Genomic DNA, 16,057 nt, shown 5'->3' on the forward strand with positions numbered 1-16,057 from the left:
TGAAGTATGCCGTTTGTGAGACGGCGAGAAAGAGATTGGAGGAAATGATTGAGGATGTGTCCGGTTTCCAAACACGGCAAGAAAGGAAAAAAGAAAAAGAAAGCAAACACCAGGGAAAGAAAGAACAAGGTGGTCAACTACATCTGCTTGGATTGCGATACGCATGAAGAGATCCCTTTGTCGGTCGTACGAGACTTTGATGCGATGGATTTAGGAGACGAATCGGTGGCGCCGCGCTTCTCCTGTGAACAGTGCGGAGGGGAAATGTACCCCGAATATTACAAAGGCATTCACGGGATTGAGTACAGAATTACGGATGTACGCCCGATCTAAAGAGCGCATCCCCTCGGTTTTTCAAGGGGATGCTTTTCTTGATTGATCGGAATTTGTATGTTTCGTGGTATCCACAAAACTTATTGCAGTTGTTGAATGCGTTCGTAAACTTGCTGCGGAGACAGGCCGGAAGCATTGATCACCGGACAGTTTTGAGCTACGTTTTGGATCCCCATCAAATTTTGATCAGTGCCTGAAATTACAATGGCCGAATACTGGTTATTTGCACCCAAATGATCCGCATCCAGGGTATCCACTTGACATCCTTGGTTTTTCAGATATTCATGAACAGGTGATAAATTTGCTTCGACTGCAATCCGATTCATCACAATTCCTCCTTGTATAGTAAGAGCAGCTGCCCATTTTGTTTACATAACCATGACGTAGTTGCTGGATGTAGCCCAAGCGAAGCGCGGGAGCATTTTCCTAGCGATCGCTTTAGCAATTGAATGCCAGTTAGAGATGTTTAGGACCTTGGGCTGTCTTTGGGAAAATAGCCGCAGGTGTCTACCAAGGGAATGTTCCGTTACCTCCCGCAGAGGGAGGCATGTGCACCGATGGCCCCCGGTGTATTCCAATAGCTCGCAAGGCTGTCGTTCATGGGTTTCCCAGGGACATCCCAAGGTCGTAGGCATCTTCATTCCAACCGAAGGAGGTGATTGCCATGCCCTCTCCCCTGTTTGTCGGAATTGATGTAGGCAGCGAAGCCATTCGGTTTGCTGTTTGACCCGGGACGATGAGAAACGAGCTGTTAGCCCTTTCACCGTCACCAACAATCGCCCTGGAATCCTGGAGTTTCAGGATCGCATCACCAAGCTGGTGCAGAAACACCACGCGGAAGAAGTTCTCTTTGGCCTTGAGCACACGGGCTGTTATTTGACCCATGCCGCCATGTACATCCAACGTCACTTTGATTTCGGCGTCCGCCGTAAGAATGTGTACCTCTTCAATCCCAGTCTTATCGTCGACTTCCTTGTGAAGCACGGCAAGAACCGGTTCGACGATCCTGAGGCGGTCGCCCGTTCCTTCCAAAAGGCTGCCCGCTCTTCGTATCGATTGGCGCAAGTGATGGCGGACTCTGTCAATCTCGCTATGGCTTTCAGCATCCGCGTGATTCGCACAGTACAGGAGCAGCTGAAGGCGCTTCGCAAAGGGATTGAAGATTACTTGGCGACGATTCCGCAAACGCTGGATTCCATCCCCGGCATCGGTCCCATCTTTGCTTCCGGAATAGTGGCCGAACTGGATGTACGCCAGTTCAAAAGCCATAAGGAAGCAGCGAAATACGCAGGGCTGGCTTGGACCGTTCACCAGTCCGGGAAATTTACAGCAAACCGAACCCGGCTGATTCTTTCCGGCAACCGCTATCTCAAGTACTACATGATCGAGGCGGCAAACAGCGTTCGGGTGCACGACCCTGTTTTTGCCGAGTACTACGCCAAGAAGAAAGCGGAGCCAAAAGAGTTTGCCGAGGGACGAGTCCTTGCGCTCACAGCCCGTAAACTGATGAGATTGGTCTTTTATCTGCTGAAGACCAATCGACTTTACGTGCCCGAAGGAGGGATCCGACAACACGCGTAGACATACCAAAGATCTGCAAGGACACCCGTTCCTTGAATAAAATGGCAATAACAGGAATTCAAGGTGGGGTGGGCTTAGTTTGGTGTTGCCTTCTTTAGCTGCACCTCCCCCAAAAAAATGGGTACGACAAATATTAGGTTAAGTTAGGGGATTGACATCGTACCGCTGCTCTCCAGTCCGGCAATGGCAGCCGGTTGGTATTAACGAAGGTAGTTTGTTTCAAATCGAACCGGCTTATACCGTGTATCTTTCCTATTGGCAGCAGGCAAGAAAACAGGCAGAGTTTCCGCCAACGTTTGCGCAATGCATTCTGCCATTTTCATGACTAAGGAAAGCCTTGTGTTCTGTAGAACGAAGTATTCCATAAAGCCGCCGACATTGACAATACCGGTAATATGTAGATCGCCAATCTCAGGCAGATTTTTGTTGACACCGGCACCTGGGCGCAAAGGACCCGATGCGACAGAAATCATGCCAACCGAGTTAAGCTGACCAAGGCAAGCGTCAATCGCAATGATGCAAGGGTTGTGATAAAGCTGTTGAATGGACTGGAGGGTGTCAGCGAGATTAACGGCGTGTACGGGATTCTCTAACGTTCCGTATACGGGGCAATCACCGTCAGGTAAAAGAGTTTGCAGCCGACTCCCGGCTAATGGTCCCAAGGAATCGCCTGTAGACCGATCAGTTCCGATACAAACCACTAATAAAGGACGATTTGAAACGGTTTCAGAAAGTAGATTGATAATCTGGTTACGGATCTGATCTGACGCATCAGGTATTGCATGATTTATTTTAAAAGCTGGCATCCAATCTTCCCCCAATAAGATTTTCTATCAGTCAGTTTGTGGAAAAAACAAGAGTTCTATACTTGCCGGAACGAAATAACTATAAAGTGGATACAGCAATATATGATTCGGTCATACATTATATGCGGGAGAAGGAATTGAGATGATGGACTTGCTGATCATCTGTTTACTGTCGTGGTCAACCGTAAACGGATGGCAAAGAGGCGCATATCGTTCCATGGTAGGCTGTATGGGTATCGGGAGTGCCATTGCAGTCGTATTGTTCACCGTCCCGTTCATCAAAGATAGGCTGGTAGACGGTTCATGGGCATGGGATTTAAGAAAATGGATGCAGGACCACATGCAGGCGGTGCCAACAAGCATAGGTTTAAGTGCGGGGGGAGAGGGGCCGGCCGACAAACTCTATCACCTGATTGTTGTGGGTGTGGCAGCGTGCAGTGTATGGATTGGAATTCGGATGATTTTGAAGGTGTATGAGACGTTATGGGAGGAAACAAACGTAAGGGTGGGTTCCCGTATCGCAGGTTCTCTGATCGGATTCTGTATTGGGAGTGCGGGAGCCGCATATCTGGTGGATTGTTTAGGACTTTTATCTTGGGTTAAGGGTTGGGAAGCGCTTGACCAGTTAATTGGGCAATCGGTGATAGTTACAAATGTAATACAATTTGTCATGCGTTTTTAACACATCTTCTGTCCCTCGTCCGCGCCAGAGGCTTGGCGAAGCCAAGTTTTGTTTAAACACGTTTCGGTAGAAGCCCTTTTTATAGGTGGGGAAGAATCGCTCGAATGTGATAAGATGGGAAAAAGGTATTCTAGGGAAAGGAGAAATCAATACGGTATGTGGATCAGGGACGTATACGCGAAATGGACAAGTTATCTGAATGCGCATGATAATATTTGGATTGAAGTCGGAGTTACGATCTTTAAAATCGTCTTGATCCTGATTCTGGCCCGTGTATCGGTTGCGATTTTAAAATTTGGGGTCGAGAAAATATTCCGCAAACGGGACCATCTAAAAATCTCACAAAGACGGTCGGAAACAGCCAAAAGTTTAATGAAAAACACCGCTACCTATGTCATTTATTTTGTAGCGTTACTGACGGTACTGCAACAAATCGGAGTTAATTTGGGGCCTGTTTTGGCGGGCGCGGGGGTAGTTGGATTGGCCGTCGGTTTTGGGGCCCAGTCCTTGGTGAAAGATGTAATATCCGGATTTTTTTTAGTGTTTGAAGATTGGTACAGTGTCGGAGATATGATCGAAGTGTCAGGAAAGTATATGGGAACGGTAGTGGAAATTGGACTTCGAATTACAAAAATTAAAGGCATGAACGGCGAAGTTTTTATTATTCCAAACGGCAATATTACGGAAGTTACAAATTACTCTGTAGGAAACAGCATAGCGATTGTAGATGTAGGAGTCGCTTATGAAGAAGAAATATCGGAAGTGACCGGGGCATTAACAGAAATTTTGAAAGAGGCGGAACAGGAAATCGCAGACATTGTGAAAACACCTGAGATTTTGGGCGTACAGAACCTAAGTCCAAATGAAGTGATTTTTCGCATTTCTGCAGAATGCAGACCGACAAAACATTGGTCGGTCGGCAGACAGTTACGGGCACGAATCAAAACGGGGCTTGACCGTAAAGGAATTGAAATTGCTTATCCGCGATTGGTTACCTTGCCCAGTCGTGACCGGCAGGAAAAAAAGATAAACAGGGAACAGGGACAAAGCATGCAGTAAAACCAAGGATCCTCAGTTTCAGGAGGCGGCAGATGGAACGGAAACAGTTTTCATTGGGTGATGTGGTGATGATGAAAAAATCTCATCCTTGCGGAGCAAACGAATGGCAAATTATCCGCATGGGGGCAGATATCCGCATGAAATGCGTAAAATGTGACCGCAGCGTGATGATTCCGCGAAGTCAATTTGAGCGGCAGATGCGAAAGGTAATTCGGCAAGCAGATCCAGGGAAGATGGATATTTTATAAATACCGGTCTGGTTGTGCATGATATATAAGGCAAATCCCGGTAAATCAGGAGGATTCCATGATCGGTGAAAAAATTGTTGCCATCCAAAAAGATGATGCGGGAAACATCTCAAAAATAAAAACGCATACCGGCCGTATATTGGGAATTGAAGAAGCGAAACGGTTTGCAGCGAAAGGGGGGTTTGACTCTCTTACGAGTATTGATGAAGAAGGCAATTGGTATATTGAGCGATCTGCCGGTGACGGAAAGCCGGAAATAGGTGGCAATCTGACAATTTTACCAGAGTTTGAATAAATCCTCTTGACAAATCATTTGACAGTTACTTCAAAGTTGGTATAATGGAGTCAGTCAGTAAGACGCATTTGCATCAAATTTTTGCTTTTGAAAGGGTCAGGTTTATCTGCATCAAAATCGGGATTTGAGCAAATGAAAATTTTTAAACCCGATTGTGGTTGTGTGGGAGGATTTTTGCAATGCAACAAGGAACAGTGAAATGGTTTAGTGCAGAAAAAGGGTATGGATTCATCGCTACAGAAGAAGGCAACGATGTATTTGTTCACTTTAGTGCGATTAACGAGGATGGATTCAAAAGCTTAGAAGAGGGTCAACGTGTCAGCTTTGAAATTGTGGAAGGAAATCGTGGTCCGCAAGCGGCTAACGTAACCAAACTATAAAACATTGGAAAACTCACCCATTTGGGAGTCAACCAAATGGGTTATTTTTTTTCTTTGTGGTCAAAGATAACCGTTGTAGATAAGGCATTCTGAAAACAAGAGAAGATGAGGTGACATACTTGAGGTTTGAAGATCTACATATTAGTGAACCGGTTTTGAGAGCATTGTCGGAAGCAGGATTTGAATCTGCAACTGCAATTCAAGCAGAAGCGATTCCGATTGCATTTGCAGGCCGGGATATGATTGGTCAAGCCCAAACAGGGTCAGGAAAAACGGTCGCTTTTTCCATTCCGATGGTGGAGAAAGTAGATACCGAGCATGATACAGTACAAGGTCTTATCATAACTCCTACTCGTGAGTTATGCATTCAAGTAGCGGAAGAAATTCGCAAAGTGGGAAGTTATAAAGGTGTTCGGACGCTCCCCGTTTACGGCGGACAAGATATTGAAAGACAAATCAAAGCTTTAAAAAATCGGCCGCATGTGATCATTGCAACCCCGGGGCGATTAATTGATCATCTAAATCGGCGAACTGTCCGTTTGAGGGACGTTTCGATGGTCGTTTTGGATGAGGCGGATGAAATGTTGGACATGGGATTTATCGAGGATATCGAAAAGATTCTTGAGCAATGTCCCGTTGATCGACAGACGCTGCTGTTTTCCGCCACTATGAAAGGCGCGGTTAAAGAACTGGCTAAAAAATTCATGAAAGATATCAAGACGGTGTCTGTGAAAGCCCAGGAAGTGACGGTACCCAGCATTGAACAAGTTTATTATGAGGTACCGGAAAGCAAAAAATTGGATGCTTTGACACGCCTGTTGGACATACAAAATCCGGAACTGGCCATTGTGTTTGGGCGTACCAAAAGACGAGTGGACGAACTGATGAATGCGCTGATTACGCGCGGTTATCAAGCGGACGGCCTGCACGGCGATCTCAGTCAACGCCAGCGTGATACGGTAATGAGAAAGTTCCGTGACGGAGCTGTCGAAATCTTGGTGGCGACTGACGTGGCGGCACGAGGTTTGGATGTATCAGGCGTTACACATGTTTATAATTTTGATATTCCGCAAGATGTGGACAGTTATGTGCACCGGATCGGACGAACAGGCCGGGCAGGCAAAAGCGGTATCGCAAGCACATTTGTTACGCCGCGTGAAATCGATCATCTGCATTTAATCGAAAAAGTCACCAAACGAAAAATTGAAAAGCGGCCGTTGCCTACCATTGCAGAGGCACGTATAGGAAAACAGCGGCTCGCTATGGAACAACTGCAGAATACGATCTCGTCCGAGGATCTTGGCGGATATAAAAGTTTGGCGGAAGAAATGTTGGAACAGCATGATTCTATACAAATCGTATCTGCGGCTCTGAAGATTTTAACAAAAGAAACAAACGAAGCACCTGTCAAATTGACAGCCGAAAGGCCGGTACTCAGAAAACGAGCGAAAGAAACCGGCGGGGGCAGACAGCAGCGCAGAGGAAGCGGTACTCATAAGAAGCCATATGGGGCAACAGCCCGAACAGGCAGCAAACAGAAAAGCGGCAAGAAGAACACCGTTTATGCAAGATAAAGAGGGAAAGGTAGAGGCCCGGGCGGGCCTCTTTTGCTTCCCGTGCCAAAGGCTGCCCGCTATTCGATAAATGTATCGGCCAACAATTGATGTACCTGCAGGTAGGTTTCCTCGTCAGTAGGGCGATCTCTCTGGTTTTTGCCAACGTAGGCATATACAATTTTACCGTCCGCTGAGATCAAAAACATACTGGGATGGGCAATCCGAAACGCATCAATATGAATGGGGTTATACACATCAAACGATATGATTACCGATCGGTCAGCTTCAACCAGGAACGGGAACGGCAACGGATGTTGGGATAGCCATTGGCGCGCCGATTCGATTTTTTGTCCGGCAATGACGAGAATGGAAACACCGAGTTCTTGATACTTTGCGGCATGGTCACGCAACTGCGCGAGTTGTTTGCGGCAATTCGGTCACCAGGTCCCCCGCAGGAAATAAAGCAGAACCGGTCGACCGCGAAACCGTTCTAACCGATATGTTTCTCCGTCCACTCCGGGCAATGTGAAAAGGGGCGCTATTGAGCCGGGACGCAGCCCTTTATCTGCTTTTGGCATTCTGTCACCTCTTTTTAAAGTTTGACATTTTGGCAATATTGAATATATTTAAACTGACAGAGGACCCTGTCTGCCCCGAACGCTCAAGTTCCACTTGGGCCATTGCGGAGGGGCAATCGGGTCTAATTCATTTTCTTTTTTGTGTACTCCGGTGCTATTTTATGTTGGCTTGGTACAAATAACCAATGTCTATATGGGTGTAACCAACGATCATGAATGTTCTTTGTACCTGCAGAGATTCCAATATTAAAATTTGGGTATATTTCTCGAATACGTTTATTGATATGCTTATATAACTTTTCCTTTGCAATGGTTCGTTTTCCATACGGCAAACCAAATGCGTACTTAAAAAATTGATAATACAATCGTAAAAACGTGCTATCACGCTGGTCTTTCGTTAAATTAATTACTCGTCGATAGTTGTGTGTAAACATAACGCGCATTTTTACAATATCCGACTGGATAAGATAAAGAATAGATCTATCAGCGCAATGTATTTGTCAAGATAGTTGGTTGTTACGCATTGCCACTTTACTTCGTTAAACAAATTTAACTCGTTTTTCTTTAACGTAATCTGATCAACAACATATTTAAAATCAGTTGAACAAACGAGTGCTCTCCCATAAAAGTTTCCGTAATAACGGCCTTCCTTAGCTGATTCATCCATGTATATAATGTATTCCAGAACAATTACCTCTCTTAATAAAAACCCAAATTTTAGCAGTCCCAAACATTTAACAAAGCCAATAAGTTTGTAAGAAATTAGAAAGTTGCGAATACATGGTTTTCCCTATACTATACATGATCGACAGGTTATTCCAAAAGAGTAAAGACATTTGTTTTGCCTGAGACGTAAATCCCGGGTAAGACGAAATAAGTGATTGTTCGTTGCTCCACATTTTCTTTTTGTTATAATGGAGAAAGTGTGACTAGTTACGGAGGTATGGAAATATGGCTCTGACATGTGGAATCGTCGGTTTGCCGAACGTGGGCAAATCGACGTTGTTTAATGCGATTACAAAAGCGGGTGCGGAAGCGGCAAACTATCCGTTCTGTACGATCGATCCGAATGTCGGGGTCGTGGAAGTGCCGGACGAGCGTTTGCAGAAACTGGCTGACATCGTCAACCCGCAACGGATTTTGCCGACCGCGTTTGAGTTTGTCGATATTGCGGGACTTGTAAAAGGGGCCAGCCGCGGCGAGGGGCTCGGCAACAAATTTTTGTCCCACATCCGGGAAGTGAACGCCATCGCTCATGTAGTGCGCTGTTTTGAGGATTCAAACATTACGCACGTAGCAGGGAAAGTCGACCCTTTGTCCGACATAGAGACGATCAATTTGGAACTGATTTTTGCCGATCTGGAGTCGGTGGAGCGACGGATGGAGAGAGCCCGCAAGGGGTTGAAAGGCGGCGACAAGAAGGCGCAGCAAGAAGTGGATGTGTTGGAACGGCTGAAGTCCGCTTTTGAAAACGGGAAACCGGCCCGCTCTGTCGAGATGGATGAGGAAGAACGGCTATTGATACGTGATTTGCATTTGCTGACCATTAAACCAGTATTATATGTGGCGAACGTATCGGAAGAGGAAGTGGCAAACGCCGACGACAATCCGTATGTGCAGAAAGTGCGGGACTTTGCAGCAGGTGAAAATGCGGAAGTGGTGGTGATCTCGGCGAAAGTGGAATCGGAAATTGCCGAACTGGAAGGGGAGGACCGCGACCTGTTTTTACAGGAACTGGGTCTGCAGGAATCAGGGCTTGACCGTTTGATCAAAGGGGCGTACAAACTGCTTGGGCTGATCACCTATTTTACAGCAGGTGAAAAAGAAGTGCGGGCGTGGACGATCCGAAAAGGAACCAAAGCGCCGGGGGCAGCGGGTGTCATTCATTCGGATTTTGAAAAAGGGTTTATCCGCGCCGAAGTGGTCAGATATGAAGATTTGGTGGGAGCAGGTTCAATGAACGCGGCCCGCGAAAAGGGGTTGCTGCGGCTGGAAGGCAAGGAGTATGTGGTCGCAGATGGAGACGTCATGCATTTCCGGTTTAACGTATAGCGAATTGCGGAACAGATCGGGGAACCAATCGGTCAGGCGAGTGCCGATTTTGTGAAAGAACATGCCGGTTTTGCAATCGGTGGAGTTCCTCCCGTGGGACATGCCAGTCCGATGCGTATGCTGATTGATAAGGACTTCTTTATAATATGAGGAGATTTGGGCAGCTGCTGGCCAGCTGAAAGCGGTGTTTAAGTTGACGCCGGAGCAGTTGGCGGCCATGACGAACGGGCAGGTAACAGAAGTGAAATAAACAAGAGAAAAGCGTTCTCTTGTGACGGAAATCGTAAAATGATAGACTGATAGAAAAGAGTTTATTGGAGGAACACTCATGCTGAATCGGATTATCCTGATCGGTCGTTTGACGGCTGACCCTGAACTGCGATATACATCGTCGGGCACAGCGGTGGCATCATTTACGTTGGCGATTGACCGTCCGCGAGTAAACCAAATGGGGGAGCGCGAAACCGATTTTATTAATATTGTGGTGTGGCAGAAACTGGGCGAGCTGTGTGCCCAGTATCTGAGAAAAGGCCGCTTGGCAGCGGTGGAAGGCCGCCTGCAAATCCGCAGTTACGAGAATAAAGAAGGACAACGGGTTCGCGTGGCGGAAGTAGTGGCGGACAATGTACGGTTTCTTGACCGCGGCGATAATTCCGGCAGTTTTGAAGGCTCCGGCTTCGGCGCTGCTGGCGGAGGCACAGGCAACAGCGGATTTGGAGGCTCTTCCGGTGGACGGGGACGCAGCAACAATCCGGGGAATGACGATCCGTTTATCGATGACGGCCGACCGATCGATATCTCGGACGACGATTTGCCGTTCTGACCAACGCAGCTTACACTACAAGCAAAGCGAATCCGACAATATAATGCTGGAAAATCCTTTGAAATTCAAACTGGATCTCGTTAAGATTCAGTTTATTTCAAGGGGTTTTTTATTTTGGGCCTTTGAAACATCCTGTTGAAAACTTTGCAGGGGGGCAATTTGTGCGTTGCGGCCAGCACCCAGTCCTACAATCAGTTGAAATACGCTGGCTAACATAAGCAGTAAAATCGATATGGTCCAAGCATGTGTAAGGTCATGCAGAAAACCGAACAGAACGGGACCCACTGCAGCAAGCAAATAGCCAATCGACTGTGCCATACCTGATAGTTCTGCTGCTTGATCGGCGTTTGATGCCCGCAAGGAAATGAAGGTAAGCGCCAGACTGATGCTGGCTCCCTGCCCGATCCCGATCAATATGATCCATAGTGAGATCCATCGAGTACCGCCCATAAGAAGTCCTGCGTAACCGACGAGATAGAGAAGCGCAATAATGGTAACGAGACCGCGTTGATTTGAGAGACGTCCCGCCAGCACAGGGATAATGAATGTGACTGGCAGGCTGACAAACTGCATTAATGAGAGCATCCATCCTGCTGTACTGATGCTTATTCCTCTGTCATGGAGCATCTCGGGAATCCAAGCTACAGCCGCATAAAATCCCAGCGACTGCAGTCCCATAAACAGGGTCACTTGCCAAGCAAGCCTCGAACCCCACAATTCGCGACCTTTCGCGCCGGAATAGGGGGAAGGCTGGTGGCGGAAACGTAACTGTGGAAACCAAACAATGACAGCGACTGCAGAAAAAATTGCCCAACACATAAGCGTTCTGCGCCAGCCGAGACTGAATCCTTGTGCGATCGGCACACTCACGCCTGACGCAATGGCCCCCCAAATATTCATCGACATGGAGTATACACCTGTCATGAGCCCAACACAATTAGGGAATTCACGCTTGACTAGGCTTGGCAGCAGAACGTTGCCGACCGCAATGGCAAGACCCAGCACACCCGTCCCGATGAACAGCGCAACTACCGAAGGTAAAGAGCGCAGTATAATGCCAGCTGTGAGCACGATCAGACTTGCCAGCAACGTGTATTCCATCCCAAACAGGCGGGCTATCTTCGGTGCAAGAAGCGAAAGGACAGCGAAAGCGATCAGTGGAAGAGTAGTGAGCAGTCCCGCTAATGCGTTAGATAAGCCTGTATCGGAAACGATTGCCCCAATCAAAGGACCCACTGTCGTAAGCGAGGCACGTAGATTGGACGCTACCAAAACAATTCCAACGATAAGCAGCACCATCTCAATCCGGGAGTGACCGTGTGTTTTCATCATACGATCTTTCATCATCATCCTTCTTTCTCGTTTTGCTGTTGCAAAGTGGACATCGTTCCCTTTATGTACGTACTTAAAATGATTATACATAATAAACCCGGCATATTTGTCGTACTGAAATTTTTTCGTGCATGATTGTATCAGGAGCTATTCGAGAATTGATAATTAATGTATTATACAATTATTGCATGATACATATAAGGTGATGAAAATGAACCGACATGAACTATTAGAATTTCGTTTATTTGTTCAAAAATGTATCCGTTTGTTTGGATCGCTGGATCAAACGGTCACTCCTTGCGGGTTTCACTTGTCCCCTTCACAAGTATTCGCATTACAGGAATTAGAACACAAAACATTGACTGTCGTTGAACTTGCGAACTCGTTAAAACTGGACCGCAGTTCTGTAAGTCGTCTGGTGGATCAGCTTGTTAAAGCTGAATTTGTTCATCGAGAACCCAATCGTAACAATCGGCGGGAAGTGATACTCAGCTTGACAGAAAAAGGGACAAACACATTGCAGAGGGTACGAGACCAATCAGTAGAGTTTTATAAAAGATTGCTTTCAAAAGCTTCGGAGGATGGGCAGAAACAAATATTTGAAGGATTCAAACTGTTTACCACGATATTGGAGAGCGAAAAGGGGGATGTGAAATGAAGAGTGGTCAAGCGGCAACCTCCGTTTTTTCGATAATAATATCATTCCTGGCATGACAACATCACATGATTCATATGTTGCTCTTGATGTTGATTGGTGGATCTGCCGATATCATGGCGACCATGTCTGCGTTTTTATGGGTTCGCCGAACGATGATACTGGTATCGCTGGGTTTCGTAATAAAAACGGTATCCGAATTTGGTTGGTAAACCCTGAACGCTTTTATGGAATCCGTTCCACAAAGGGGCGTTCAGGGTCTTGGGGAGTGTTCTTAAAGTTCTTCCACAGACGCTTTGGCCGCACGCTTTTCTTCACTTTTCTTTAGGCGATGCTTGCGGTTTACTTCGTACAAATAGCGGACCGGGAAATAGGAAAGGATCCCTAAAATAACCGCAAACAGGGTCATTCCCATCAGTGTTTTTAAATATCCGTATATATAGGGCGGGATGCCGTGTAACCGATGCGGCAACAGCCAACTCCCCAGCATGTGGCCAAATGGCAGCAGAACGGCAGGAAGCAGTGAGACTTTGCCGATAATATTGCCGATAATGGCGGCGGGGAGAGAACCGCCGGACAGCCGGACAGCCGGATAAAAAAGAATATAGCCAAGGTATGCAGTCACCGGAAGCATCATTTCAAGACCGAAACCAACGGCAAATCCCATTGCTACATACCTGGCGCCGCCTGGTGATCGAAGCAGTTTCAGATATTGGGTCCGCATCGAACGTTTAAGCTTAACATATCGGGAATGTTGGGGATTGGGCATGAACAGTCTCCTTTTTGCAGAGGTCCAGATTTTGGCGGATCAAACCGGTGTATTGGCCAATTCAAACCAATAATGGCATAGCGTCAGTAATCCCAGATCAAAATTCTCCAAGTGAAAATGTTCATTGGGAGCATGGAAGTTTTCATTCGGTAAACCGAACCCCATCAAAACGACAGGCAGATGAAGCAACCGATTGAATGTGGCTACAATCGGAATCGATCCTCCCATCCGCGTAAAAGCGGCAGCAACCCCGTATGCTTTTTCGTAGGCTCGACTGGCTGCTTGAATCGCCGGATGATCGATTGGCGTCATAAAAGGATAGCCTTTGTCGAAGGGAGTCACTTGCACAGTTACACCGGGAGGCGTATGTTTTTGTATATGTTTCCGAAGCAATTCCACAATTTGGTCCGGTTCCTGATCAGGAACCAATCGGCAAGTAATTTTGGCATGCGCTTCTGAAGGAAGCACCGTTTTAATGCCCTCGCCTTGAAAACCGCCGTAAATCCCGTTTACTTCCAATGTCGGTCGAACCCAGGTTCGCTCCAGCATGGAAAATCCTTTTTCGCCGAAAAGAGCCGGCACCTCAAGCTCCTGCCGAACCTTCTCTTCGTCCATCTGCAAAAATTGATAGGCAGCTCGTTCTTCCTCTGTAATAGGAATCACCTGGTCATAAAAACCGTCTATCAAAATATGCCCCTCTTCATCACGCATGGAATCGAGCAGTCGCACTAACGCATGGATTGGATTTTGCACGGCGCCGCCGAACAGGCCGGAATGCTGGTCACTCTTGGGGCCTTTTACATCAATCTGCAAGCCGCACAAGCCTCGTAAACCTGTACAAATAGCGGGTCGACCTTTATCCAGCATTGGCGTGTCCGAGATGACCAGAACATCGGCTGCCAGCAGATTTTGATTCACTTCCACAAAACGGTCCAGATTGGGGCTGCCAACCTCTTCTTCGCCTTCGATGCAGAATTTTATGTTCAAAGGAAGCGTTCCCGTTGTGTGAAGGATTGCTTCCAACGCTTTGATATGCATAAATGTTTGACCTTTATCATCACTTGCGCCGCGGGCGAAAATTTTGTTATCCCGTATGTCAGGCTCAAACGGCGGCGTGTCCCATAACCCAATCGGATCAACCGGCTGCACGTCATAGTGACCGTAAATCAGCACGGTGGGCTTGTTCGGCGCATGCAGCCAGTCGGCGTAAACGACAGGGTTGCCGTTCGTGGGCATTACCTGAACATGATCAAATCCGGCAGACTGCAAGTTTTTTGCGAGCCAATCGGCTGCTTCTTTAATATGTGGTTTATGTTCGGACAGAGCGCTAATACTTGGAATGGAAAGAAATTCTTTCAGTTCATCAAGATGTGCAGTACGCTTATCTTTCAACCATTGTTGCACATGTTGTTCCATTTATAATCACCCCTGACCCCATGTCTTCCTTGATTGTACCACAACAGAAACGGGGCACACTACGTTCAGGAGGTGATAACATGTCAGACCGTGGAACAAACAATGCTCCGAATACGAGAAATCCGGATCGGCCACCTTCAAAACCCGGACGTTTGGACCAATTTGCGGATGATTTGAATGAAACGCCCAACCCCCAATTGAAAGGGGACGTGACGTCACACGACGAAGCGGGGGATTTGCGGAGAGATCGATTCGGCGGACCCTGACGGCGTGGATCGGTTATTTATGGATCGACCGTGAAAGCGGTCGATTTTTTATACTGCTATCACCGATGATCTCTTTTAATAAAAGTAAATCTACTATCAGGTCTTCATTTAATTGAAATAGGATAAGCTATGACATTTGGCTTCCAGTTCTAGTACATCCCAATGACACATACTATCAAAAGCTAATGCAAACGTAAAACCGAAGTGATTTATAAAAGGAGGTTATCATACGTGAACTTGTCTGAGTATGCAAATTAAGACGGGGTCGGATTGGCTGATTTGGTCAGGCGAAAGGAAGCTACCCCAAGGGAACTGGTAGATGCTGCATTAGCGGGGATCGAAGTAGTAAACCCAGAACTAAACTCTGTCGTTAACATTCTGGATGAACAGGCAGACAGAGAGATTACGAATGACTGCATTAATGTTTTGCATGATACGATAAAACTTTGTGAAGAGCTTGGACATGAAGTTGTTGAAGCTTCCCCACAGATTGATGTTGAAGCGCATTCTTTTGCTACACTTCGAGTTTGGTCCGCAAACCTAGCCAATATGATGAACGGAGTATCCAAAGCCTTAAATCGTGTTCCTTCGGAGGAAAATCTTGAAGCAGCAAGCTTTGCCTGTTATCAGTACGGTCAAGCAATGACTGCACCCGAGTTACTGGAAGCAATCGACATCATGGCAATGGTTACAAGGTCGGTCGGCCAGTTTTTCACAAAATATGATATTTTTATCACCTACAACAGCCCAACCGCCTCTCCCTCTCGGCGAATTAAATCAAAATGCTACAGAAATTAATGCAAAACAATGGACCGAACAAATATTCACCTATGCTCCGTTTACCAACCTTTTCAACACCACCGGCCAGCCCGCCATCTCCCTACCTTTGGGATGGAGCAGCGACGGCTTGCCAATTGGAATGCAGTTCGCTGGACGCTTCGCCGACGAGGCGACGCTTCTCAGATTGGCCGGTCAACTTGAAAACGCCAGCCGGTGGTCTTTCCTTTTCTGTAATGAGAGAATTCGTTATGCGTTGAAGTCGAGCCGATTGATTCCAATCCGTGCTAAGCTTATGATGTGACACTCCTTATAAGCTAAGGGGTGTTTTTTTGTTACAATTTTCCGGATAGGAGGTGGTACCGATTAGAGACTTTACTTACTACAAATGCCCAGCCCCCCTCCTACTCGATTTTCATTTGGATAAAAATTCGTCAACCCATATTTAC

The 16,057-nt window shown here is 46.8% G+C and carries 20 protein-coding genes and 2 pseudogenes; 14 read left to right on the forward strand and 8 right to left on the reverse strand.

All coding sequences use genetic code 11. The annotated features are described in order from the left end of the window. Positions 1–48: 48 nt before the first annotated feature. The gene (locus tag skT53_RS12745) at positions 49–333 is read left to right on the forward strand and encodes a hypothetical protein (RefSeq protein ID WP_226375208.1); all 285 of its coding nucleotides are present in this window, start codon (positions 49–51) and stop codon (positions 331–333) included. 80 nt (positions 334–413) lie between these two features. Here skT53_RS12745 and skT53_RS12750 read toward each other — a convergent pair whose 3' ends face one another. Together skT53_RS12750 and skT53_RS12755 are read right to left on the reverse strand one after the other, a co-directional pair. Then, a complete protein-coding gene (locus tag skT53_RS12750) occupies positions 414–659 on the reverse strand; it encodes a YkuS family protein (protein WP_226375209.1) in 246 nt (81 codons plus the stop codon). A gap of 271 nt (positions 660–930) precedes the next feature. Then, on the reverse strand, positions 931–1,365 hold the full coding sequence (locus tag skT53_RS12755; protein WP_200757524.1) for a hypothetical protein: 435 nt from the start codon (positions 1,363–1,365) through the stop codon (positions 931–933). A 36-nt stretch (positions 1,366–1,401) separates the two neighbouring features. Here skT53_RS12755 and skT53_RS12760 point away from each other — a divergent pair, with 36 nt between their 5' ends. Continuing rightward, a complete protein-coding gene (locus skT53_RS12760) occupies positions 1,402–1,914 on the forward strand; it encodes a transposase (RefSeq protein ID WP_200757526.1) in 513 nt (170 codons plus the stop codon). A 200-nt stretch (positions 1,915–2,114) separates the two neighbouring features. Here the strand turns inward: skT53_RS12760 and yyaC are convergent, their stop codons facing one another. Further along, the gene (gene yyaC / locus skT53_RS12765) at positions 2,115–2,720 is read right to left on the reverse strand and encodes a spore protease YyaC (RefSeq protein ID WP_200757534.1); all 606 of its coding nucleotides are present in this window, start codon (positions 2,718–2,720) and stop codon (positions 2,115–2,117) included. A 142-nt stretch (positions 2,721–2,862) separates the two neighbouring features. Here yyaC and skT53_RS12770 point away from each other — a divergent pair, with 142 nt between their 5' ends. The 6 genes from skT53_RS12770 (at position 2,863) to skT53_RS12795 (ending at position 6,958) form a co-directional block, all read left to right on the forward strand. Beyond that, the gene (locus skT53_RS12770; protein ID WP_200757536.1) at positions 2,863–3,402 is read left to right on the forward strand and encodes a CvpA family protein; all 540 of its coding nucleotides are present in this window, start codon (positions 2,863–2,865) and stop codon (positions 3,400–3,402) included. 156 nt (positions 3,403–3,558) lie between these two features. Then, complete coding sequence (locus tag skT53_RS12775; RefSeq protein ID WP_200757538.1) at positions 3,559–4,461, forward strand: mechanosensitive ion channel family protein; 903 nt, start codon at positions 3,559–3,561, stop codon at positions 4,459–4,461. Positions 4,462–4,493: 32 nt separating this feature from the next. Then, a complete protein-coding gene (locus skT53_RS12780; protein WP_200757540.1) occupies positions 4,494–4,709 on the forward strand; it encodes a DUF951 domain-containing protein in 216 nt (71 codons plus the stop codon). A gap of 58 nt (positions 4,710–4,767) precedes the next feature. Continuing rightward, positions 4,768–5,004, forward strand: a complete 237-nt coding sequence (locus skT53_RS12785; RefSeq protein WP_200757542.1) for a DUF3892 domain-containing protein — start codon at positions 4,768–4,770, stop codon at positions 5,002–5,004. Positions 5,005–5,183: 179 nt separating this feature from the next. Then, a complete protein-coding gene (locus skT53_RS12790; RefSeq protein ID WP_200757544.1) occupies positions 5,184–5,384 on the forward strand; it encodes a cold-shock protein in 201 nt (66 codons plus the stop codon). Between the two features lie 119 nt (positions 5,385–5,503). Continuing rightward, positions 5,504–6,958, forward strand: a complete 1,455-nt coding sequence (locus skT53_RS12795) for a degradosome RNA helicase CshA (RefSeq protein ID WP_200757546.1) — start codon at positions 5,504–5,506, stop codon at positions 6,956–6,958. Between the two features lie 59 nt (positions 6,959–7,017). On the opposite strand, the pseudogene skT53_RS12800 reads toward skT53_RS12795, so the two are convergent. Together skT53_RS12800 and skT53_RS19020 are read right to left on the reverse strand one after the other, a co-directional pair. Further along, positions 7,018–7,365 (reverse strand): annotated as a pseudogene (locus skT53_RS12800) (peroxiredoxin family protein); the annotation flags it as partial. 12 nt (positions 7,366–7,377) lie between these two features. After that, on the reverse strand, positions 7,378–7,518 hold the full coding sequence (locus tag skT53_RS19020) for a peroxiredoxin family protein (protein WP_200757550.1): 141 nt from the start codon (positions 7,516–7,518) through the stop codon (positions 7,378–7,380). 951 nt (positions 7,519–8,469) lie between these two features. Between skT53_RS19020 and ychF the strand changes: the two genes are divergently transcribed. The 3 genes from ychF to skT53_RS12815 all read left to right on the forward strand — a co-directional run bounded on the left by ychF (position 8,470) and on the right by skT53_RS12815 (position 10,393). Next, positions 8,470–9,570, forward strand: a complete 1,101-nt coding sequence (gene ychF / locus skT53_RS12810) for a redox-regulated ATPase YchF (protein ID WP_200757552.1) — start codon at positions 8,470–8,472, stop codon at positions 9,568–9,570. 51 nt (positions 9,571–9,621) lie between these two features. Continuing rightward, on the forward strand, positions 9,622–9,720 hold the full coding sequence (locus skT53_RS19230; RefSeq protein ID WP_404828864.1) for a hypothetical protein: 99 nt from the start codon (positions 9,622–9,624) through the stop codon (positions 9,718–9,720). A 178-nt stretch (positions 9,721–9,898) separates the two neighbouring features. Further along, positions 9,899–10,393, forward strand: coding sequence for a single-stranded DNA-binding protein (locus tag skT53_RS12815; protein WP_200757554.1), 495 nt, complete (start codon positions 9,899–9,901; stop codon positions 10,391–10,393). A gap of 87 nt (positions 10,394–10,480) precedes the next feature. Here skT53_RS12815 and skT53_RS12820 read toward each other — a convergent pair whose 3' ends face one another. After that, complete coding sequence (locus tag skT53_RS12820) at positions 10,481–11,743, reverse strand: CynX/NimT family MFS transporter (RefSeq protein WP_404828866.1); 1,263 nt, start codon at positions 11,741–11,743, stop codon at positions 10,481–10,483. Positions 11,744–11,936: 193 nt separating this feature from the next. Here skT53_RS12820 and skT53_RS12825 point away from each other — a divergent pair, with 193 nt between their 5' ends. Beyond that, positions 11,937–12,383, forward strand: coding sequence for a MarR family winged helix-turn-helix transcriptional regulator (locus tag skT53_RS12825; protein ID WP_200757556.1), 447 nt, complete (start codon positions 11,937–11,939; stop codon positions 12,381–12,383). 271 nt (positions 12,384–12,654) lie between these two features. On the opposite strand, the gene skT53_RS12830 is transcribed toward skT53_RS12825, so the two are convergent. Both skT53_RS12830 and skT53_RS12835 read right to left on the reverse strand, forming a co-directional pair. Continuing rightward, entirely contained in the window at positions 12,655–13,149 is a 495-nt protein-coding gene (locus skT53_RS12830) for a DUF2062 domain-containing protein (protein WP_200757557.1), read from the reverse strand. Positions 13,150–13,188: 39 nt separating this feature from the next. Beyond that, positions 13,189–14,565, reverse strand: coding sequence for a dipeptidase (locus skT53_RS12835; protein WP_200757558.1), 1,377 nt, complete (start codon positions 14,563–14,565; stop codon positions 13,189–13,191). Positions 14,566–14,645: 80 nt separating this feature from the next. Between skT53_RS12835 and skT53_RS12840 the strand changes: the two genes are divergently transcribed. Together skT53_RS12840 and skT53_RS18570 are read left to right on the forward strand one after the other, a co-directional pair. Next, on the forward strand, positions 14,646–14,831 hold the full coding sequence (locus tag skT53_RS12840; protein ID WP_200757559.1) for a hypothetical protein: 186 nt from the start codon (positions 14,646–14,648) through the stop codon (positions 14,829–14,831). A gap of 426 nt (positions 14,832–15,257) precedes the next feature. Next, positions 15,258–15,912, forward strand: a pseudogene (locus skT53_RS18570) (amidase family protein). The last annotated feature ends 145 nt before the right edge of the window (positions 15,913–16,057 follow it).

The sequence above is a fragment of the Effusibacillus dendaii genome (assembly GCF_015097055.1).
In the GTDB taxonomy this organism is placed as follows: domain Bacteria; phylum Bacillota; class Bacilli; order Tumebacillales; family Effusibacillaceae; genus Effusibacillus; species Effusibacillus dendaii.

Bases quoted from the DNA above. Each gene is read 5' to 3' on its own strand.
- skT53_RS12750 (WP_226375209.1), bottom strand. From the start codon at position 659: ATGAATCGGATTGCAGTCGAAGCAAATTTATCACCTGTTCATGAATAT.
- skT53_RS12760 (WP_200757526.1), top strand. From the start codon at position 1,402: ATGGCGGACTCTGTCAATCTCGCTATGGCTTTCAGCATCCGCGTGATT.
- yyaC (WP_200757534.1), bottom strand. From the start codon at position 2,720: ATGCCAGCTTTTAAAATAAATCATGCAATACCTGATGCGTCAGATCAG.
- skT53_RS12770 (WP_200757536.1), top strand. From the start codon at position 2,863: ATGATGGACTTGCTGATCATCTGTTTACTGTCGTGGTCAACCGTAAAC.
- skT53_RS12775 (WP_200757538.1), top strand. From the start codon at position 3,559: ATGTGGATCAGGGACGTATACGCGAAATGGACAAGTTATCTGAATGCG.
- skT53_RS12780 (WP_200757540.1), top strand. From the start codon at position 4,494: ATGGAACGGAAACAGTTTTCATTGGGTGATGTGGTGATGATGAAAAAA.
- skT53_RS12785 (WP_200757542.1), top strand. From the start codon at position 4,768: ATGATCGGTGAAAAAATTGTTGCCATCCAAAAAGATGATGCGGGAAAC.
- skT53_RS12790 (WP_200757544.1), top strand. From the start codon at position 5,184: ATGCAACAAGGAACAGTGAAATGGTTTAGTGCAGAAAAAGGGTATGGA.
- skT53_RS19020 (WP_200757550.1), bottom strand. From the start codon at position 7,518: ATGCCAAAAGCAGATAAAGGGCTGCGTCCCGGCTCAATAGCGCCCCTT.
- ychF (WP_200757552.1), top strand. From the start codon at position 8,470: ATGGCTCTGACATGTGGAATCGTCGGTTTGCCGAACGTGGGCAAATCG.
- skT53_RS12815 (WP_200757554.1), top strand. From the start codon at position 9,899: ATGCTGAATCGGATTATCCTGATCGGTCGTTTGACGGCTGACCCTGAA.
- skT53_RS12820 (WP_404828866.1), bottom strand. From the start codon at position 11,743: ATGATGATGAAAGATCGTATGATGAAAACACACGGTCACTCCCGGATT.
- skT53_RS12825 (WP_200757556.1), top strand. From the start codon at position 11,937: ATGAACCGACATGAACTATTAGAATTTCGTTTATTTGTTCAAAAATGT.
- skT53_RS12830 (WP_200757557.1), bottom strand. From the start codon at position 13,149: ATGCCCAATCCCCAACATTCCCGATATGTTAAGCTTAAACGTTCGATG.
- skT53_RS12835 (WP_200757558.1), bottom strand. From the start codon at position 14,565: ATGGAACAACATGTGCAACAATGGTTGAAAGATAAGCGTACTGCACAT.
- skT53_RS12840 (WP_200757559.1), top strand. From the start codon at position 14,646: ATGTCAGACCGTGGAACAAACAATGCTCCGAATACGAGAAATCCGGAT.